Raw genomic sequence first — 17,459 nt, 5'->3', positions numbered from 1 at the left:
GCCCCGGCGACCAGGCACGATGCACCGAACCCACCACCCGCTACAAGCCCCGCCAGAAAGTCATCGACCAGGTCATCGGACGATTCCAGCACTGCGTACACCCCGGCTGCAGCCGCGACGCCCGACAATGCGACATCGACCACGCCATCCCGTTCGCCCAAGGCGGGACATCATGCCCCTGTAACCTCGTGCCATTGTGCCGTTCCCACCACCGTCTCAAGACACACGGCGGCTGGAAAATGCGCCTCACCCGCCCCGACGAGCCCTACCCGACCGGCAGCATCGAATGGAAGAGCCGGCTGGGCCAACACCACGTCGAAGAACCACCACCCATGCCCGGCATCCCCGACCGCGCCACCCGCGACCGGATCCGCGAACAGGAATGGCAAAGCGAACTGCGACGGGTCGACCCGACAAGCCACACCGCACCCGCCGAGCCCGAGGCGCACTTCGGGGAGCCGCCCTTCTGAGACCGCGACACGCCTTCACGGGCAAGCCTTCACGGGCACTCAGAGCCGAACAACCGGTTCCCCGGGAGCCCGTCCCCTCACAGCTCCTTGATCCGGGCGTTACGCCAGCGGCAGGCCGCTCCCGCACCCCATCGGGACTCGCCGAACATGTCGTCGTTGTCGTGGACCTCGAGAGCCAGGTGCCCGGCCGGGCCGAGGAAGCCGGCGATCGCCGCCGCGTCGTAGTCGGGCACATCGATCGCGGCGGTGTCGAGTTCGGCGATCTTGAGGCCGTTCACCCAGGTGGTGAGGGTAGGCAGGGCGCCACCCACGCACAGCACCCGCACCTCGTTCCAATCACCCCAGCGCCAGGCCTTCAGGAACTCCTCGACGCCGGCGACGTAGGAGAGCAGACGCTGCTTCTCCGGGGTCACCGGCTCCTGGGAGGTGACCGGATCGTCCGGCCGCAGGCCCACCGGGTTCCCGGCGTCGTCCAGAACGGAATCCAGGGCGAACGGCACCGCGTGGAAGCTGGCCAGGCCGTTACCGAAGAAACCGCCGATCGAGCCGGAACGGCGATGGTCGACCAGCACCTGGAAGCCGTGCCAGCTGTCGGGCCGACGGCGCAGCATGATGCCTGTGTCGGCGGGCCAGTCCGGCTTGGCCTCGATCACCAGCTCAAATTCGCCGTAGGCCTTTTCGCTGAGCAGGTAGCCGCCGTAACCGGGGGTTCCCTGCCGGCCGACCACGGCGCCGTCCTCCACGGTCCAGACCGCCGGGTGCTTCTCGGGTTCGACCGGCGGGCGCAGCCCCTGCCGGGCGAAGAAACTGCTGATGTCCGGTCCCCCTGGATACAGGGTGGTGTAGACGCGCGGGACCGAGCGCCAGCCCGCCAGGGTCACGCCGTCGAACAAGGGGGTGAAACCACTCTCGCCGAGCGTCACTTCACGCCTTCCCCGAGATCATCGGCCCGCGAGTAGAAGGGCTGCTCCGTCAGGTATTCCAGGGCGAACCGAGAACTGGCCATCCGGTCGGGCAGGTTCGGTACGTCGACCTCCACCACGGTCCAGCCGTCCCACTCCTGCGGCAGAGCCGCCAGGACACCGGCGAAATCGGTCTGACCACGGCCGGGTTCGATCCACACGTGCCTGCGGAGCGTCGCCGCCAGGTAGTCGTCACCGGCCTTGATCGCGGCGCTTCGCGCCTGAAGGTCGACGTCCTTGATGTGCAGGGCCACCACCCGATCGGCGTAGTCACCGATGACCGAGACCGGATCGACACCGGCCCAGACCAGGTGGCCGGTGTCCGGACCGAAACCCAGGGCGCTGCCGGCCGAGCGGTCCAGCACCTCACGCACCTCGGACTCCACCTCGACCAGCGAACCGACGTGCGGGTGCAGGCCGTATCGCACGCCGACCGCCGCGGCCGCCTCCGCCGCCAGGGCCATCCCCTCAGCGATCACCGCGCTGGCCTGAGTGGACTCGCCGGCCCCGACGGCCGGTGCCGCAATCCGCTCCGGCGTCAGGTCGGCAGCGATGAAGGCCTGGTCCAGCCCGAAGGAGGCGTGCGCCTCGGCGTGCCGTTTGATGCCTTCCACCAGAGCGGCGTGCTCGGAGGCGTCGTGAAAGGCTCCGGAGAAGTAACCGGGAGCCGGGAACATGCCGTGCCGGGCGAACAGCGCACCGTACGTGGGCACGTCCATGTCGGCCGTCCACTCGACGGTCATCGCCGTGTATCCCGCGGCCTTCAGGTCCATCAGGGCGGTCTCGACCACCTCGAAGCTGAGGTTGTAGCCCAGATCGCCCAGGATCCAGGGCAGGGGGTTGATACTCAGTCGATGCATCGTTGCCATCGTCATCTCCCTCAGAATGTCAGTTCTCGACCGGGACCCAGGTGCGTTCACGCGCGGAGGTCAGGACGGCGTCGGCCATCCGGACGGCCCGCAGCCCGTCCGTGAAACGCGGAAGACCGTCCTCCACCGTGCCGTTGATCGCCGCCGTGGTGTCGCGCACCAGGGCGTTGAAACAGTCCTGGTACCCCTGCGCGTGACCGGCCGGGACCAGGGCGTACCGGGCGGCTTCGGGGTACAGCGTCTGGGGGTCGCGCACATGCAGAAGGCTGCCCGCGCGCCGGCCTTCCCAGAGCAGTTCGGGGTTCTCCTGATCGAAGGCCAGGGTGGATTCGGCGCCGGAGATCTCCAGGCTGAGCCGGTTCTTGCGGCCGGCCGAGACCTGACTGATCACGGTGGAGCCGATCACCCCGGCCTCGGTCTCGAACTGGACCACCGCCACGTCTTCGGTGTCCACCGCAGCGGCACCACGTTCACCGTTCACCGTGGCCAGCCGGGCCGAAACGGCGGCGATGCGGCTTCCGGTGACGAACTCCAGCAGATCGCACCAGTGCGAGCCGATGTCGGCGAAGGCCCGGCTCGGACCACCGGTGGCCGCCGAGACCCGCCAGTTGGTGTCGTCCGCGCCGAGCAGCCAGTCCTGCAGGTAGCTGCCGTGCACCACATTCAGCCGGCCCACCTCACCGGCCGCGATCTTGGCCCGGGCCTGGCGGATCATCGGATGGAAACGGTAGACGAACGGGACGACGCCGATCCGGTCGGCGTCGGCAGCGGCCCGGGTGACGTCGAGCGCCTGCTCGACCGATACGGCCAGCGGCTTCTCGCAGATCACGTGCTTGCCGGCCGCGAGCGCGGCCAACGTGATCTCGGCGTGCACGGCGTTCGGGGCACACACGTGCACCACATCGATCTGATCGGAGGCGACCAGATCGGACCACTCCCGAAATCCCCGTTCGGCACCGAGGAGGCGGGCGGCCTGCTCGGCCTCCTCCGGACGGCCGGCGACCCCGACGAGGCGGCCACCCGCGGCCGCGACGGCACGGGCGTGGACCTGCCCCATGAAGCCGGCACCGACAATTCCATGGCGCAACCGCTCGGGCACACCCACATCTTGCACAGTCATCCGTCTCACCTGCGATCTCCCCGGGCTCCGTGCGCGAGGTCGGCTGCCTTTGATTTTGGATCGTGCCAACCACTCGTTCAACGACTGTTTTATGCCCGGTCCGAGCATTAGTCGTACATCGGGCGCCGACCGTCCTGAGCAGTGGACTCTCCCAGGAAGTAGGCTCGCCGACGTGGATCTGCAAGACCCGGCGAATCCGGTCATGCCCAGCAGCCCGGTCTGGTTGCAGGTGCCGCCGCTGTCGGCCCGGGTGAGCCCCGAGGTCATCGCCAGCACCCTGGCGCGGTTGATCTCCAGCGGCACGGCCACGTCCAAGGCCGACCTCAGCCGGCTCACCGGCCTGGCCCGCTCCACCGTCGACACCGGCATCCGCACCCTGGAGTCCATCGGGGCCGTGCGGGTCGGCGGACTCCAGCATCTGGCCGGGCGGGGCCGCCCGGCCGAGGCCCTGGAGATCGACCCGTCGTTCGGCCTGGTGCTGGTCGCCGACTGCGGTGTGCACCAGGCCCGTCTGACGGTGTTCGATCTCGGGCAGAATCTCCTGGCGTCGCACTCGCTGAGGCTCAGCATGGCCGAGGGCCCGCGGCCGGTGCTGGACCGGCTCGCGGACGAGGCCGCCGAACTCCTGGCCGGCCTTCCCGGACCCACCGATCACCTGATCACCGTGGTCGGCCTGCCCGGGCCGGTGGACGACCGCAACGGAACCGTCGTACGCCCACCGATCATGCCCGGCTGGGACGGGTACCAGGCCGCCCGGCATCTGAGGGACCAGCTGGGCGGACGGGTCAGCCTGGAGAACGACGTCAACCTCCGAGCCCTCGGTGAGGCCCGGGCCCGCCCCCCGGCGCCCGGCCCGCTCCTGTTCGTCAAGGTCGGCACCGGCATCGGCGCGGGGATGGTCACCTCCGACGGCCGGCTGCTGCGCGGGGCCGACGGGGCCGCCGGCGATATCGGTCATGTGCGGGTTCCCGATGCCACCGCACCGTGCGCCTGCGGGAACATCGGCTGCCTGGAGGCGGTGGCCGGCCTGGGGGCCCTGAGCCGGGCAGCCGCCGACCTGGTCGGCGACGGTCCCGACGCCGTCGAACGCTTCCTGCAGGCCCTGCCCCGGCGCGAGGGCCGGGCCCTGGAACTCGTGCAGGGGTCGGCCCTGGCGATCGGCGAGGTGCTGGCCGCCTTGGTGCACATGGTCAACCCGTCACACATCGTGCTGGGTGGCCATCTGGCCGAAGCCACCGATGAGCTCCTGGCCGGTGTGCGGAGCGTGGTGTACCGGCGTGCCCTCCCCCTGGCCACCCGCAATCTCACCATCACCGGTCCGGTTCACCCGACCACCGCCGGATGCCTGGGTGGGTTCGTCATCGGCGCCGAGCAACTGCTCCAGCCCGATGCCTTGCTCGAGCGGCTGAACACTCGTCAGCACAGTCATTAACGCCGCCAGAAATCCCAATTCGGGCCATATTCCGAGGTTGTTGCCGCGCTGAACGACCTCTAGCGTCTATCGCCTGAAGCACAGGCCACCTCAAACGGATGGATGCGATGGAGCAGCAAGAGATCGTCGAAGCCCGGCAGCCCGTGACCCTGTTCACCGGCCAGTGGGCCGACCTGCCGTTGGAGGAGGTCGCGAGGCTGGCCGCGGGATGGGGTTACGACGGCCTCGAGATCGCTGCCTCCGGGGATCACCTCGACCTGAAGCGGGCCGACGAAGACCCGGCCTATCTGCAGAGCCGTCTGGACATCCTGGACCGGTACGGCCTGAAGGTCTGGGCCATCTCCAACCATCTGGCCGGGCAGGCCGTCTGCGACAACCCGATCGATTTCCGTCATCAGGCCATCCTGCGCGACTACGTCTGGGGCGATGGCGAGGCCGAGGGCGTGAGGCAGCGGGCGGCCGAAGACATGAAGCGCGCGGCCCGGGTGGCCCGGAAACTGGGCACCGATGTGGTGGTCGGCTTCACGGGTTCGAGCATCTGGCAGTACGTGGCCATGTTCCCGCCGGTTCCGGCCGGCGTCATCGAGGCGGGCTACCAGGACTTCGCCGACCGCTGGAACCCGATTCTCGACGTCTTCGACGACCAGGGCGTGCGTTTCGCCCACGAGGTGCATCCCTCGGAGATCGCCTACGACTACTACACTCTCGTGCGCAGCCTGGAGGCGATCGAGCACCGTCCGGCCTTCGGTCTGAACTGGGACCCGTCACACATGATGTGGCAGCAGATCGACACGGTCTCGTTCATCTGGGAGTTCCGCGAGCGCATCTATCACGTGGACTGCAAGGACACCCGCGTGCGCCCGCCCGGCGGGCGCGCCGGCGTCCTCGGCTCGCACCTGCCCTGGGGTGATCCACGACGGGGCTGGGATTTCGTCTCCACCGGCCACGGCGACGTTCCCTGGGAAGACGCGTTCCGGGCCCTGAACTCGATCGGCTACCGGGGCCCGATCTCGATCGAGTGGGAGGACGCGGGAATGGACCGTCTGCACGGTGCGGCCGAGGCCGTGAAGTTCGTGCGCTCGCTGCTGTGGCAGCCCCCCTCCGCCTCGTTCGACGCGGCCTTCAGCAACCAGTGACACCACCGGCTGCTGGTGCGCAGACCGCAACGGTCCGCGCACCAGCAGCCGGTCAGGTGAATCAGGCAGATCGATCAGATCGCGCAGATCGCGCAGATCAGGCGTCGATCGGATAATCCACGAAGGCGAAGGCCGATCCGTCCGGAGCCCAGCTCGGCACATTGATCGTCCCCTGCCCCCCGAACAGGGTCACCACGGTGGTCGGCTGCTGCCAGTCGTCCACCCGGACCAGGCGCAGTTCCACCGGCAGATCAGCGGGGTGACCGGTGGTGCCGGACGGGTAGCTGAGGTACACCGCGACGTCACCGGTCGGTGCGACGTGCGGGAACCAGTTCACCCGTTCGTCGAACGTCAGCTGTTCCAGGCCCGTTCCGTCGGGACGGATCCGGGCGAGCTGGGCATGACCCGGCTGTTGCGAGAACTGCTCGGTATTGAACACGATCCACGCGCCGTCCGGCGTCCACTCGCACCCGTCGGCCGGGCCGGGATCGCTGGTGAGGCGCACGTCATCCTTCCCGTCGACGCCCACCACGTTGACCGTGGCCGAGGCCCACCAGTTCTCGCCGTCCGGCTCCAGACGCACATAGCCGAGGAGACGACCGTCCGGGCTCACGCCGTGCAGGAAGTGCATGCCCTCGTCCTGGGTCACCCTGCGGACCGGGCCTCCGGCCAGCGGGACCTCCCAGATGTGCCAGTCGTTCGCCGAGGCGAAGACGCTGCGGCCGTCCGGGGCCAGAACGTGGTCGTTGTTGACGTCCGGCAGACCCTCGGCGGGGATCTGCCGGGGTGGGCCCGAGCCGTCCACCGGCAAGAGCCAGAGCCGGCCGTCCCCGTTGACCAGGAGCTGGCCGTCCGGCGTCCAGTTGGGCGCTTCGTAGAGTCGGCTTGTTGATGCGAAAAGTGTGGACGTCTGTCCCGACTCACGGTCCCAGACGCGGATCCGGGACGTCTGGCCGGGACGCAGTCGGCGCTGGGGAATGTCCTCGTCGCTCACCGGCCCGCCCCTTCGGTGAGATGGGCGCGCAGGCCCTCGACGATGAGGTCGTGGTCTTCGCGGGAGGACAGGCCCGAGGCCGTCGCCGTCGCCACCACCCCCGCGCCGTGCACTCTGATCGGGAATGACCCACCGGTCACGGCATATTCGGGCCCCAGCCAGCCGATCGCCGCCGGATCGATCCCGGCCTGGGCCAGGCGGGCCTCCACCAGTGCGCTGCTGGCCTCCATCCGCAGCACGACCGCGGCCTTGCGCGCGATCCAGACATCCTGGTCGGCGGTGATGCCCGGCAGGGCGGAACGGAAGAGAATGAGCCCCGGCCGGCGGATGTCGATCCCCACCCCGTGCCCGGCGTCCAGGGCCATCCGGGTGATCCGGGATCCCAGCTGCCAGGCGTCCGCGTGGTCGAAGGACTCCAGGACGAGTTCCTTCTCCTGGCTCTCCAGAACGGCGATCAGGTCTTCCATGTCACTACCTTCCCCAGCCATTCGGAATCAGGACGCGGCGATCTGGGCGCGGGCCTGGTCGATGGTGTCCATGATCTGAGTGATCTCGCTGAGCGTGTGTACGGGAGATTCCGTCCGGCCCTGCCCGACGAACGTCGCCAGCGCCGTCGCCTCCCAGGAGAGGGCCTCGAACTGCGTCAGACCGCTCGGGTCGCTCCAGCTGAGGACCGGATCGAAGTGCCCGGGCCCGCGGAGCGTGAAAGTGGTCGGGGTGTAGAAGTACTCACCGAAGGTAAGGGATGCTTCCGAACCGGCGACGGTCGCGGTGCTCGGGGTTCGCCCGACGATCGAGGAGAAGAGGGTGGACTGTGCTCCCCCGGCGTGCTGCAGCACGATCGTCGACTGGGCATCGACACCTGTGTCGGTCATGCTGCCGATGGCCGTCACCTGACGGGGCGGACCCAGCACGAACGAGGAGAACGCCATCGGATAAATGCCGATGTCCATCAGCGCGCCACCACCCAGTTCGGGCCGGTAGAGCCGATGCTGGGGGTCTGCGGGGATCGCTTGACCATGATCGGCCAGCAGGGTGCGCACTTCACCCAGCACGCCGTCGTCGAGCAGCTTACGCAAGACCGACGTCTGCGGAAGGTAACGGTTCCACATGCCTTCCATGGCCAGCACCCCGGCCGCGCGGGCCGCGTCGGCCAGCTGGTGCGCCTGCGCCGCGCTGACGGTGAAGGGCTTCTCGATCATCACGTGCTTGCCCGCCGCGATCACGGCCAGGCCACTGATGACGTGGTCGCTGGGCGGAGTGGCGATGTAGACGACGTCCACCTCGGGATGCGCAGCCATCTGCTCCACCGAACCGAAGGTCAGGGAAAGGCCGTGCTCGGCCGCGAACGCCGCACCTCGCTCCTGCGCACGGGACGAGACGGCCACCACCTGCTGGTTGGTGTGTGCCTTGAGGGCTTTGGTGAATTCTCCGGCGATCCAGCCCGGACCGGCGATGCCCCACCGCAGGGAGGGTTCGCCCGTTCCCGGTCGGTACAGATCCGGCTCCGGCAGATGCGAGGGCAACATGTGCTGACTCCCGTTCGACGTCGTTGTAGAGATTTCGGTTAGCACGTTCTAAGCTGGCGCCAGTTGCAGATTAGCACGAGCTAAATTCGCGGCCCGGGGACCGCGATGTCTGCTTCACAGCCATCGGAGGCGTCAATGACGACAGAACTTCCCGCTGCCCCGGTCACGGCCGATCCCGGCCAAAACCCGGTCAGCAGGCTCTACCTCGCGGCCCTGGGCGTGGCCCAGGCCGGCATCTTCGTTGCCATCCTGTCGCCGGTGTTCGTCACCATGCAGCTCAAGGCGGAGGATCTGAATCCGGACAATCCGGCGGCCGTGATCGGGACGGTGCTCCCGATCGGGGCTCTGGGAGCCATTTTCGGCAACCCGATCTTCGGTGCCCTGAGCGACTCGACGCGCACCCGCTGGGGCCGGCGCAAGCCCTGGCTCATGGGCGGGATCGTGGTGCTGCTGGCCGGCCTCGCGTGGGTCGGTGCCAGCACCAGCGTGGCGATGCTGACCGTGGCCTGGCTCGTCTGCCAACTGGCCTCGAACGCAGCCTCGGCCAGCCTGCTGGCCAGTTTCGCCGACAATGTTCCCGCCGCGCAGCGGGGTCAGGCCTCCAGCATCCTGGCCCTGTCACAGAACATCTCGATCCTGGCCGGCACGTATGCGGCCGTGGTGCTGGTCGGCAACCTCGGCCTGCTGTTCGTCGTTCCCGGTGTGCTGGGAGTGGTCATGGTGACCTTCTACGTGATGGTCACGCCTGACGTACTGCCGCACGAACGGGTGCCCCGGCCCTCGATCATCGGCCTGTTCACGACCCTCTGGACGAACCCGCTGAAATACCCGGACTTCGGGCTCGCCTGGTGGTCCCGCTTCTGCGTCATTCTCGCCACCACCATGTTCACCACGTACCGCCTGCTCTACATGAAGGACCACCTAGGACTCGAGGAAGACGCTGCCGTCAAGGCTGTCGCCAACGGTGTGCTCTTCTACACGATCGCCCTGCTCGCTGCCGCCGCAGCATCGGGATGGCTGACCGACCGGCTTCAGCGCCGCAAGATCTTCGTCGCGGGGTCCACCCTCATGTTCGGCTTCGGCCTGGTGGTGCTGGCCCTCGCCGGCACGGTGGCGGTCTTCTACCTCGCCGAGATCATTCTCGGATTCGCCTACGGCATCTACGCAGCTGTCGACAATGCACTGGTCGTGGAGGTGCTGCCGGATCCGGACAAGCCCGGCAAGGACCTCGGCGTGATCAACATCGCCAATTCGCTGCCGCAGTCCTTGGCCCCCGTCGTAGGCCTGACGCTGCTGGGCCTCGGTGGTGGTGACAACTATCCGGCCCTGTTGTGGGGGGCAGCCTTCGTTGCCCTGATCGGCACCCTGGTGATCATCCCGATCCGCAGCGTGCGCTGAACCGGGACGCGGACCGGGACATCACGCCCCGGTCCGCGCCGGCCCGGTCGATTCCCGCACGATCAGCTCGACCCGGGTGGCGGTCACCCGGCGGGGCGCGTCGGCCGCATTCAGATGGCCCAGCACCGATGTCAAGGTGGCCTCGACCGTCGCCTCGACATCCTGCCGGACCGACGTGAGCTGGTGGTACGACAACGACGCCAGGTAACTGTCGTCGAAACCAACCACCGAGATCTCCTCCGGTACGGCCACTCCGGCCCGGGCGAAGACGGCCAGCGCCCCGGCCGCGCACTGATCACCGCCGCAGACGATGGCGGTGGGGCGCCGCTTACGCCGCAGAATCCGGCGCGCTGCCGAGGCGCCCCCCTCTTCGGAGAAGCCGGTCACCGTCACCTTCGTCTGCCGGGCCAGCCCCGCCCCGGCCATGGCACTGCGATAGGCCTCGATCCGGTCGGCGCCGACCCGGCTCTCCAGCCCGCCGATGTACTCGATGTCGCTGTGGCCCAACGACATCAGATGTTCCACGGCCAGCCGCAGCCCTTCGATCTCGTCGACATGCACGTTGTCCAGCGTCGGCTCGTCGACCCATTCCCCCAGCCACACCACCGGCACGAGCTCACCCGCCGTGGTCAGGGCCTGCGTGTCCGGCCCGGGGTTGAAAGCCACCAGCGCCTCCACCCGCGCTTCCATCAGGGCGGACACCGCGGCCTCCGGGGGTCGTTCCTGCGTCATCGGTCCGAGCACGACACCGAATCCCTGCTCCGCTGCCCGCACGAAAAGCCGCTCGACGAAACGCACCTGGAACGGATTACGCATACTGAAGACAACACCGATCAGGTGGGTCCGACTCTGCCGCAGCAGGCGGGCCGAGGCGTTCGGGCGATACCCCAGCTCAGCGGCCGCAGCCAGGACCCGCTCGCGTGACTCGGTACTGGGCCCCGGGGCCTCCCGCAGGACCAGGGAGACGAGTTGACGCGAGACCCCCACGTGCTCGGCGATATCAGCCATCGTCGGCAGCCGACCGGAACCCTGACCCAGCGTTCTTCCGTGCCCGCTGTTCACACCAGTCGTCATGATTCGCATCATGCCATGAACGGCCTTGACCCCGGCCCTGCCACTGACCTCAGGACCGGGTGGGGACAGGGCCGCAGAACCTCGGGCCCAGATCCCGCGGGCATCCTTCAAGAATCATCAAAGATGATGCTGCATAAGGCGATTCGCTGCCTGACAGCCGCGGCGAGGGCTGACGGACGGGCTGCTTTGGGCGCCCTGGGGGGCCTTGCGGGGTCCGACAGGGCAGGGGCCAGGCAGCGCCATGCGGGGTCTCACGGGGTCTCACGGGGTCAGGGCTTCGCCCACCGGATCCGAATCGGGCCCCGGGCCGTCGAGGGGTCGACCACTGTCCCGCCCTGGGTGATCACCACCTGTCCCGCCGCGGTGAGCCGGCGGGCCGCAGCCCGGGAGGGCTCCATCAGATCACGCCAGTCCTGCCCGCCGACCGCCCGCGCCGCCTCCGAGGGGCAGATAGTGGCCCCGGCCCGGCGCTGCCCGAGCAGTTCCACGATGCTCTCCTCCAGACGCCGGCCGGTGTCGTCGACCCTGTCCCGGCGGCAGCGCTGCGAGCAGTAACGTACCGAGTCCCAGTCCGCCGCCCACTTCTTGCGCCAGGTGATGGTGCGCCCGCAGGCCGCGCACACCTTGGTATCGGGATTCTTCACCCTGCCACTGTGCCGCCACCGGCGCCGGATCGCAGTCCGGCAGAACGCAGCAGAGGCGAGAGAACCTCGTCCACCATCTCGCTCAGATCGCTCTGGGTCAGGTGCCCGGCAGACATCACCTGCTCGTGCATCAGCTGCATCGGCAGCCGGCGCTGGCGGGGCGTGAGGGTCGCCCCGAACAGCTCGCCGCGCTCGACGGCCCGCTCCAGCACGACGTCCAGCCAGTCCCCGGGCTCGTTGTCGGTGAACTCCGCCCGCACGGCCCCGGCCAGTTCCGGATCGGCACCGCTGTCGGCGAGCAGTCCCCACAGGAGTTCGGGCGTCACGTCGGCGATCGTCGAGGCCAGGGACGTCATGGCGGCCAGGAGGTCCGAGCGCAGGTCGCCCCGGTCCGGGGTCTGGATCTCGGACGCCTGGTAGCGACCCTGCAACGCGGCGAGGACGATGCGGGCCTTGCTGGGCCAGCGCCGGTAGAGCACGGGTTTGCTGGTGCCCGCCCGGGTGGCGATCGCGGTCATGGACAGGTCGGCGTACCCGGTCTCGAGCAGTTCCTCCAGTACGGCCTGCAGGATCGCCGACTCCAGCTGGGTACCGCGGCGTCGGTGGGTGCTCTGGACTCTCCTGGAAGACACCTTGCGTATCTTAACCACCTCGCCTACGGTGGAGATACCGAGAGTTTCTTAATTGCTCGGACTCCTTGCCCCTTCGTCGTTCTGAGGTTCGCCGTGCCACTTCCGGTCTTCGCCCGCGCCCTGCCCCGCACCCTCAACCGGGGCGTCGTGCCCCTGGCGAGACGCTGTCGTCCCCTGGCCCTGGTCCATCACGTAGGACGCCGCTCGGGCACGGGCTACGCGAACCCCGTCATGGCGCTGCGTACGGCTCGAGGCTGGGTCGTGGCCCTGCCGTACGGATCCGACGTCAACTGGGTCGCGAACGCCCGGGCGGCAGGCCACGTCGACCTGACCGTCCGAGGGGTCCGGCAGCACGACCTTCCGGTGCACCTGCTGAGCCACGACGAGGGCATGGCCGTCCTGCCCGCCTGGTCCCGCCCGGTGATGAAACTCCTGGGCGTACGCGACGTCCTCACTCTCGAACCCTGAAATCCACTGGCGGTCCCCGCGCCCGCCGCCTACCGTCGCGCCATGGCTTACCAGCATCCGTTGCACTACCTGCTCGGGATCGAAGGCCTGGCTCTTCTGCAGACTTTCGCCGGTGATCACGACCGGGACTTCGGCGAGGACCGGGTCGCGGAGATGCGCCGGCTGCTGGCCGACCCGGCCCTGGCCGGTGAGGGAGTCACGGCCGCCGAGGTGGACACCGTGACGGGGTACCGGGCCTGGTCGTCCACGTACGACCGGCCGGGCAACGGGTTGTTCGCGCTCGAGGAACCGTTCGTCCAGGGCATCGTGGACACCCTGCCGGTGGGCGACGTGCTCGACGCCGCCTGCGGCACCGGGAGACACACGGCGGCCCTGGCCGCACGGGGCCACCGCGTCATCGGTGTGGACAGCTCACCGCAGATGCTCGCCCGGGCCACCGAACGCGTTCCCCAAGCCCGTTTTCACCAGGGCGACCTGCACCACCTGCCGCTGCCGGACGATGCCGTGGACCTGGTGGTGTGCGCCCTGGCTCTGGCCCACCTACCGGAACTGGGCCCGGCCTTCGCCGAGTTCGCGCGGGTTCTGCGGCCCGGTGGGCACCTGGTCGTGACCGACGTCCACCACGAACGGGTGGCCCTGGGTTCGCTCGCGCACGTGCGTTCCGCGCAGGGCGAGCCCGCGCTCATCCCGTCCCACCGGTACCGGGCCGGCGACTACCTCGGCGCCGCCCTGCCCGCCGGTTTCCGGGTGGAGGCGTGCGAGGAACCGTGCCCGCCCACCGGGAACGGCCCGGGTGCCGCCGTGGCGGGAACCTGGGACACCTGGCCGTGGTCACTCCAGGCGATGGTGCCCTCGGCCACCGCCGCGGTCCTGGACTCCTCGCCCGCCGTGATGCTCTGGCACTTCCGCAAAGGCTGAGGCCTCACCCGGCCGGCACGGTGCTGTCGGCTCCCGCGCTGTCGGCCCCCTTGCTGTCGGTCCCCCTGCTGTCGGCGCTGTCGGCGCTGTCGGCGCTGTCCGCCCTGGTGAGCATGGACGCCGCGAAATCGGCGACCGTCAGCGGGTGGGAGAAGAGATACCCCTGCCCGTAATGGATCCCCAGTGCCAGGAGCTGATCCCGCTGTTCCGCCGTCTCGATGCCCTCGGCGAGAATCTCCAGGTCGAGGGTGACAGCCATCGCGTTCACCGCGGCGACCAACTGCACCTGACCCCCGTCCAGGGAGGTCACCACCGACCGGTCGAGCTTGAGCATCCGGATCGGGAAGCGGTTCAGGTACTCCAGCGACGTGTAACCGGTGCCGTAGTCGTCCAGGTAGATCAGCACCCCGGCGGCGTCGAGCACCTGCAGGGTGCGCACGGCCGGGGTGTCCGCGGCCAGCTGGTGGTGCTCGGTGATCTCCAGGTGCAGCAGCGACGTGGGCAGGTCGAGGCTCGCCAGCGCGGCCAGGACATGGTCGGCCAGGCGGGGGTCGTCGAGGCTGTCGCGGGTCAGGTTGACGCTGATCGGCAGGACGCGCAGTCCCTGGTCACGCCATCGGGCCATCTGGGTGAGCACGTCACGCAGCACGGCCGCGTCCAGTTCCGCGTCCAGGCGGTTGCTGCTGACCAGTCCCAGGAAGGCGTCGGGGGCGAGCAGCCCCATCTCCGGGTGCAGCCATCGCACCAGTGCCTCGGCGCCGACCACCTCACCGGACCTGAGGTCGACCAGCGGCTGGTAACGGATCTCCAGCCGCCCGACGTCCTGGTTCTCGTTGCCCAGCAGCTGCCGGATCTGGCTGGTCAGGGTGAAGCGCCGGGCCACCTCGATCCGCATGTCCGCCTGGAAGGCCAGGGCCTGCATGCCGCCGGCCGCCTTGGCCGCGTACATCGCCACGTCGGCATGGGTGAGGAGCTCGGCGAGTGTCGTCCCGGCCCCGGCGTCGGCGATCCCGACACTGGCCCCGGTGCGCAGCACCAGGTCACCGACGACGAACGGGTCTTCCAGGGTGTGCAGAAACCGCTCGGCCACCGCGGCGGCCTGGTCGCTCCGGGTGAGGACGACGAACTCGTCACCTCCCAGCCGGGCCACCAGGCCCGACTCACCGGTGGCCAGCAGCAGCCGGTCGCGCAGGCGCAGCAGGAGTGCGTCACCGATGTCGTGCCCGTGGGTGTCGTTGACCTGCTTGAATTCGTCGACGTCGATGAGCAGCAGGCTGGACCCGGCCGAGGTGGGTGCCTCGTCGAAGACCCGGGCCAGACCCCGCCGGTTGGCCAGATCGGTCAGCGGATCGTGCTCGGCCAGGTGCTCGCTGAGGCGCAGCGCGTCACTGCCCCGCACCAGGCACAGACCGGCGACGACCGCGCCCGCCACCGGGACCGCCCACGCCGGAAGGCTTCTCGTCCCGCTGACGTCGGCCACCCAGCCGACCGCGGGTGGCACCAGGACGAGCGGCAGGAGACCCAGCAGCGCGGTCGAGGGGGGCCGCCGCCGGGCGAACGTCTCGGCGCCGAAGGCCCCGGTCATGGACGGGTGCAGGGCCGCGGTGCCGAACAACAGCGGCATCAGCACGCCGAGAGCCTGGCTCGCCTCGCCCGGTAGCGACATCCGCCGGCCCTGCAGGGCTGAGGACAGGTCGTAGACGATGGCCACGAAGGCCGCCACCAGCAGCAGCCGGGAGCTGGGCCCCAGCCCTCGGCGGGCCACCGCGAAGCGCACCAGCATCCCGATCAGCACCACGTCCACACTCGAGACCAGCACCGTGGTCCGGTTCGTGCCCTCGCCCGTCCCGGCCCGGATGATCTGGGCGGCGACCAGCACCAGCACCACCGCGATGATCGCCAGATCCAGGCCCGCGGTGAGCGAACGGACCGTCTGCCGGGGAACGGAGAGGAGGGAGTGCAGCACCACCCCGGCCGCGACCATCTGCCCGGCCCAGACACAGACGACCACCGTCAGGGTGCCCCGCCCCTGCCCGTGCACGAGCGCGGCGGCCACCGTCCACAGCGTCAGGGCCACGGCCAGCCAGGGCCAGGACGCTGCGGCGGGGCGGTAACGCCGCACGCCCGACACGATCATCGCGACCCCGGCGACCCCGGCCAGCACGGTCCCGGCCGAGCGCAGATTCTCCTCGACGACCGTGAGCACGGCCACGAGCACGGTAGCGGTCAGCAACAGCCAGGCCACCCGGGCGCTGGAGGCCATACGGCTGGAGGTCACTCTCCGGCTTCGGATGCCGCCACCACCTCCTTGAGCTTCCGGGGGCAGGATCAGGGGGCAAGATCAGGTCTCCCGGGCCGGGCCAGACGCGTCGCCCAGCGGGACGGCGGACCAGACCCGCCGTCCCCACCGTCCGGCGTTCCCCACGTCACCCGTCGGTGGTCGGGTGCTGGGCACCTCCGGTACACCGGGTGGGACCCAGGAGTCCCCGCCGGGGCCGGCGGCATGACGGGCCCGTGCAGATCGGCGACTTCGTGCCCCCCAGCCACCGGCGCCGCCCGGGCCGCCCGCGGGCTGGCCGGGGCCTACCCCTCGCCCGCGCTGGACGTCTCGGGAGTCCGCACCGACGCTCTCCCCCGTGACGTCGTCCATCACGCCCTGGCCACCCACGCGCAGGCCCCACACCTCGGCCCACCGGATCGTGACCGGTGGCCTGGCCGGCAAACTCCGCGAACACCCCTACGAAAAGCTCTGAATCAGCGTCGGCCGGGGTGCTCGGGGCCCTCGTCACCGGGCACCGCCTGCTCGGCGTCGGCCTCGTCGATCAGCACCCCGTCCAGCGGATTACCCGCTCCCACACCGGAGGTCGGGTCACCGTCCTGCGGGTCGGGCTGCCCCGGAACCGAACCGGCAGCGCGGGCCCCGGAGAAGACGGCACCGCCGGTGCCGGCGCGCGAACCGGTCTGGCTGGCGTCCGTCTCCGCCTGCTGCGACTCGGCGTTGTTCCGGGGGTCGATCTCGTGCGGTTCCTGGGTCACGGTGTGCTCCCTCTTGCTCGACGGGCAGCCACCTAACCACGGGGAATCGAGACCCGCGCCTCGAGCGGTTCCGGCCGGCTGAGGTGAAAACCCTGGCCGTAAGCGATGTCGAGGTCGCGCAGACAACGGAATTCGTCCGAGGTCTCGATGCCCTCGGCGACCAGCCCGGCCTCGGTCTTGGCCCCGAACGCGACCAGCGAGGCGGCCAGTGCCTGCTTGGCGGGATCGCTGTCGATGCCACGCACCAGGCTCACGTCGAGCTTGATGATGTCCGGCATGATCGCCAGGATGTGGCGCATGCTGGCGAACCCGGCCCCGGCATCGTCGACCGCGACGCGCATCCCGCGAGCGCGCAGGGGCCGCAGGCTGGCGTTGACCGTGTCGTAGTCGTCGATGACCTCGTGCTCGGTCAGTTCCATCACGATCCGGTCCAGGGGCAGTTCTCCGATCACCCGGGAGAACTCGGGTGTCAGCACGGTGGCGGGCGAGATGTTCAGCGACAGGTAGCCGTCGAGGTGGGGCAGACCGGTGACGGCCGACCGCACGCAGGCCAGTTCCAGTTGCGGCCCGGCCCCGTACTCCCCGGCCTGGGCGAACCACTCGACCGGTGAAGGGCTGCCCCCCGGGGAACCGGCTGAGTGCCTCGTGGCCGACGATCGCGAGGTCGGCGAGGCGGTGGATCGGCTGGTAGACCGCGGTGGGTCCACCCCGCCCGATCACGTCGTCGACGGCGCGCAGGAAGGAGTAGCGGCGCTCGTCCCGGTCGTCCTCCACCTC

General features: G+C 69.6%; 17 protein-coding genes. 6 read left to right on the top strand and 11 right to left on the bottom strand.

All coding sequences use genetic code 11. The features are described from left to right. On the top strand, positions 1–470 hold a 470-nt coding region (locus QSK05_RS21735; protein ID WP_285599117.1), incomplete at its 5' end, for an HNH endonuclease signature motif containing protein. A gap of 77 nt (positions 471–547) precedes the next feature. Here QSK05_RS21735 and QSK05_RS21730 read toward each other — a convergent pair. From QSK05_RS21730 to QSK05_RS21720, 3 genes are read right to left on the bottom strand one after another with little or no spacing between them, the layout of a single operon-like run. Next, on the bottom strand, positions 548–1,393 hold the full coding sequence (locus QSK05_RS21730; RefSeq protein WP_285599116.1) for a 3-keto-disaccharide hydrolase: 846 nt from the start codon (positions 1,391–1,393) through the stop codon (positions 548–550). Beyond that, a complete protein-coding gene (locus QSK05_RS21725) occupies positions 1,390–2,301 on the bottom strand; it encodes a sugar phosphate isomerase/epimerase family protein (RefSeq protein ID WP_285599115.1) in 912 nt (303 codons plus the stop codon). The genes QSK05_RS21730 and QSK05_RS21725 overlap by 4 nt, the downstream gene beginning before the upstream one ends. Before the next feature lie 19 nt (positions 2,302–2,320). Continuing rightward, positions 2,321–3,421: a Gfo/Idh/MocA family protein gene (locus QSK05_RS21720; RefSeq protein ID WP_285599114.1), complete on the bottom strand. Its 1,101-nt coding sequence runs from the start codon at positions 3,419–3,421 to the stop codon at positions 2,321–2,323. A 172-nt stretch (positions 3,422–3,593) separates the two neighbouring features. Between QSK05_RS21720 and QSK05_RS21715 the strand changes: the two genes are divergently transcribed. Both QSK05_RS21715 and QSK05_RS21710 read left to right on the top strand, forming a co-directional pair. Continuing rightward, positions 3,594–4,853, top strand: coding sequence for an ROK family protein (locus QSK05_RS21715; protein WP_285599113.1), 1,260 nt, complete (start codon positions 3,594–3,596; stop codon positions 4,851–4,853). A 107-nt stretch (positions 4,854–4,960) separates the two neighbouring features. Further along, a complete protein-coding gene (locus tag QSK05_RS21710; RefSeq protein WP_285599112.1) occupies positions 4,961–5,989 on the top strand; it encodes a sugar phosphate isomerase/epimerase family protein in 1,029 nt (342 codons plus the stop codon). A gap of 97 nt (positions 5,990–6,086) precedes the next feature. Here QSK05_RS21710 and QSK05_RS21705 read toward each other — a convergent pair whose 3' ends face one another. The 3 genes from QSK05_RS21705 to QSK05_RS21695 are packed head-to-tail and all read right to left on the bottom strand — an operon-like array spanning position 6,087 to position 8,512. Further along, on the bottom strand, positions 6,087–6,983 hold the full coding sequence (locus tag QSK05_RS21705; protein ID WP_285599111.1) for a TolB family protein: 897 nt from the start codon (positions 6,981–6,983) through the stop codon (positions 6,087–6,089). Beyond that, positions 6,980–7,450, bottom strand: a complete 471-nt coding sequence (locus QSK05_RS21700; protein WP_285599110.1) for a heme-degrading domain-containing protein — start codon at positions 7,448–7,450, stop codon at positions 6,980–6,982. Before QSK05_RS21700 ends, QSK05_RS21705 begins: the two co-directional genes overlap by 4 nt. A gap of 27 nt (positions 7,451–7,477) precedes the next feature. Next, a complete protein-coding gene (locus QSK05_RS21695) occupies positions 7,478–8,512 on the bottom strand; it encodes a Gfo/Idh/MocA family protein (protein ID WP_285599109.1) in 1,035 nt (344 codons plus the stop codon). Between the two features lie 135 nt (positions 8,513–8,647). Between QSK05_RS21695 and QSK05_RS21690 the strand changes: the two genes are divergently transcribed. Continuing rightward, positions 8,648–9,910, top strand: a complete 1,263-nt coding sequence (locus QSK05_RS21690; RefSeq protein WP_285599108.1) for an MFS transporter — start codon at positions 8,648–8,650, stop codon at positions 9,908–9,910. A 21-nt stretch (positions 9,911–9,931) separates the two neighbouring features. On the opposite strand, the gene QSK05_RS21685 is transcribed toward QSK05_RS21690, so the two are convergent. The 3 genes from QSK05_RS21685 to QSK05_RS21675 all read right to left on the bottom strand — a co-directional run bounded on the left by QSK05_RS21685 (position 9,932) and on the right by QSK05_RS21675 (position 12,260). After that, positions 9,932–10,984, bottom strand: a complete 1,053-nt coding sequence (locus QSK05_RS21685) for a LacI family DNA-binding transcriptional regulator (RefSeq protein ID WP_285599107.1) — start codon at positions 10,982–10,984, stop codon at positions 9,932–9,934. Between the two features lie 269 nt (positions 10,985–11,253). Beyond that, positions 11,254–11,628, bottom strand: a complete 375-nt coding sequence (locus tag QSK05_RS21680) for a DUF2256 and DUF3253 domain-containing protein (RefSeq protein WP_285599106.1) — start codon at positions 11,626–11,628, stop codon at positions 11,254–11,256. Continuing rightward, positions 11,625–12,260 (bottom strand): TetR/AcrR family transcriptional regulator, encoded by a 636-nt coding sequence (locus QSK05_RS21675; protein ID WP_285599105.1) that lies wholly within the window; start codon positions 12,258–12,260, stop codon positions 11,625–11,627. The genes QSK05_RS21680 and QSK05_RS21675 overlap by 4 nt, the downstream gene beginning before the upstream one ends. A 93-nt stretch (positions 12,261–12,353) precedes the next feature. Between QSK05_RS21675 and QSK05_RS21670 the strand changes: the two genes are divergently transcribed. Both QSK05_RS21670 and QSK05_RS21665 read left to right on the top strand, forming a co-directional pair. Further along, positions 12,354–12,728, top strand: a complete 375-nt coding sequence (locus tag QSK05_RS21670) for a nitroreductase family deazaflavin-dependent oxidoreductase (protein ID WP_285599104.1) — start codon at positions 12,354–12,356, stop codon at positions 12,726–12,728. Between the two features lie 42 nt (positions 12,729–12,770). Further along, the gene (locus tag QSK05_RS21665; RefSeq protein WP_285599103.1) at positions 12,771–13,646 is read left to right on the top strand and encodes a class I SAM-dependent methyltransferase; all 876 of its coding nucleotides are present in this window, start codon (positions 12,771–12,773) and stop codon (positions 13,644–13,646) included. A 4-nt stretch (positions 13,647–13,650) separates the two neighbouring features. Here the strand turns inward: QSK05_RS21665 and QSK05_RS21660 are convergent, their stop codons facing one another. Beyond that, a complete protein-coding gene (locus QSK05_RS21660) occupies positions 13,651–15,924 on the bottom strand; it encodes a putative bifunctional diguanylate cyclase/phosphodiesterase (protein ID WP_285599102.1) in 2,274 nt (757 codons plus the stop codon). 790 nt (positions 15,925–16,714) lie between these two features. Then, positions 16,715–17,389: an EAL domain-containing protein gene (locus QSK05_RS36425; RefSeq protein WP_352302132.1), complete on the bottom strand. Its 675-nt coding sequence runs from the start codon at positions 17,387–17,389 to the stop codon at positions 16,715–16,717. Between the last annotated feature and the right edge of the window lie 70 nt (positions 17,390–17,459).

It is taken from the genome of Kineosporia sp. NBRC 101731 (assembly GCF_030269305.1).
In the GTDB taxonomy this organism is placed as follows: Bacteria; Actinomycetota; Actinomycetes; order Actinomycetales; family Kineosporiaceae; genus Kineosporia.
This window is presented reverse-complemented; position numbering and strand designations above follow the sequence as displayed.

Bases quoted from the DNA above. Each gene is read 5' to 3' on its own strand.
- QSK05_RS21725 (WP_285599115.1), bottom strand. From the start codon at position 2,301: ATGGCAACGATGCATCGACTGAGTATCAACCCCCTGCCCTGGATCCTG.
- QSK05_RS21720 (WP_285599114.1), bottom strand. From the start codon at position 3,421: ATGACTGTGCAAGATGTGGGTGTGCCCGAGCGGTTGCGCCATGGAATT.
- QSK05_RS21710 (WP_285599112.1), top strand. From the start codon at position 4,961: ATGGAGCAGCAAGAGATCGTCGAAGCCCGGCAGCCCGTGACCCTGTTC.
- QSK05_RS21700 (WP_285599110.1), bottom strand. From the start codon at position 7,450: ATGGAAGACCTGATCGCCGTTCTGGAGAGCCAGGAGAAGGAACTCGTC.
- QSK05_RS21695 (WP_285599109.1), bottom strand. From the start codon at position 8,512: ATGTTGCCCTCGCATCTGCCGGAGCCGGATCTGTACCGACCGGGAACG.
- QSK05_RS21690 (WP_285599108.1), top strand. From the start codon at position 8,648: ATGACGACAGAACTTCCCGCTGCCCCGGTCACGGCCGATCCCGGCCAA.
- QSK05_RS21685 (WP_285599107.1), bottom strand. From the start codon at position 10,984: ATGACGACTGGTGTGAACAGCGGGCACGGAAGAACGCTGGGTCAGGGT.
- QSK05_RS21665 (WP_285599103.1), top strand. From the start codon at position 12,771: ATGGCTTACCAGCATCCGTTGCACTACCTGCTCGGGATCGAAGGCCTG.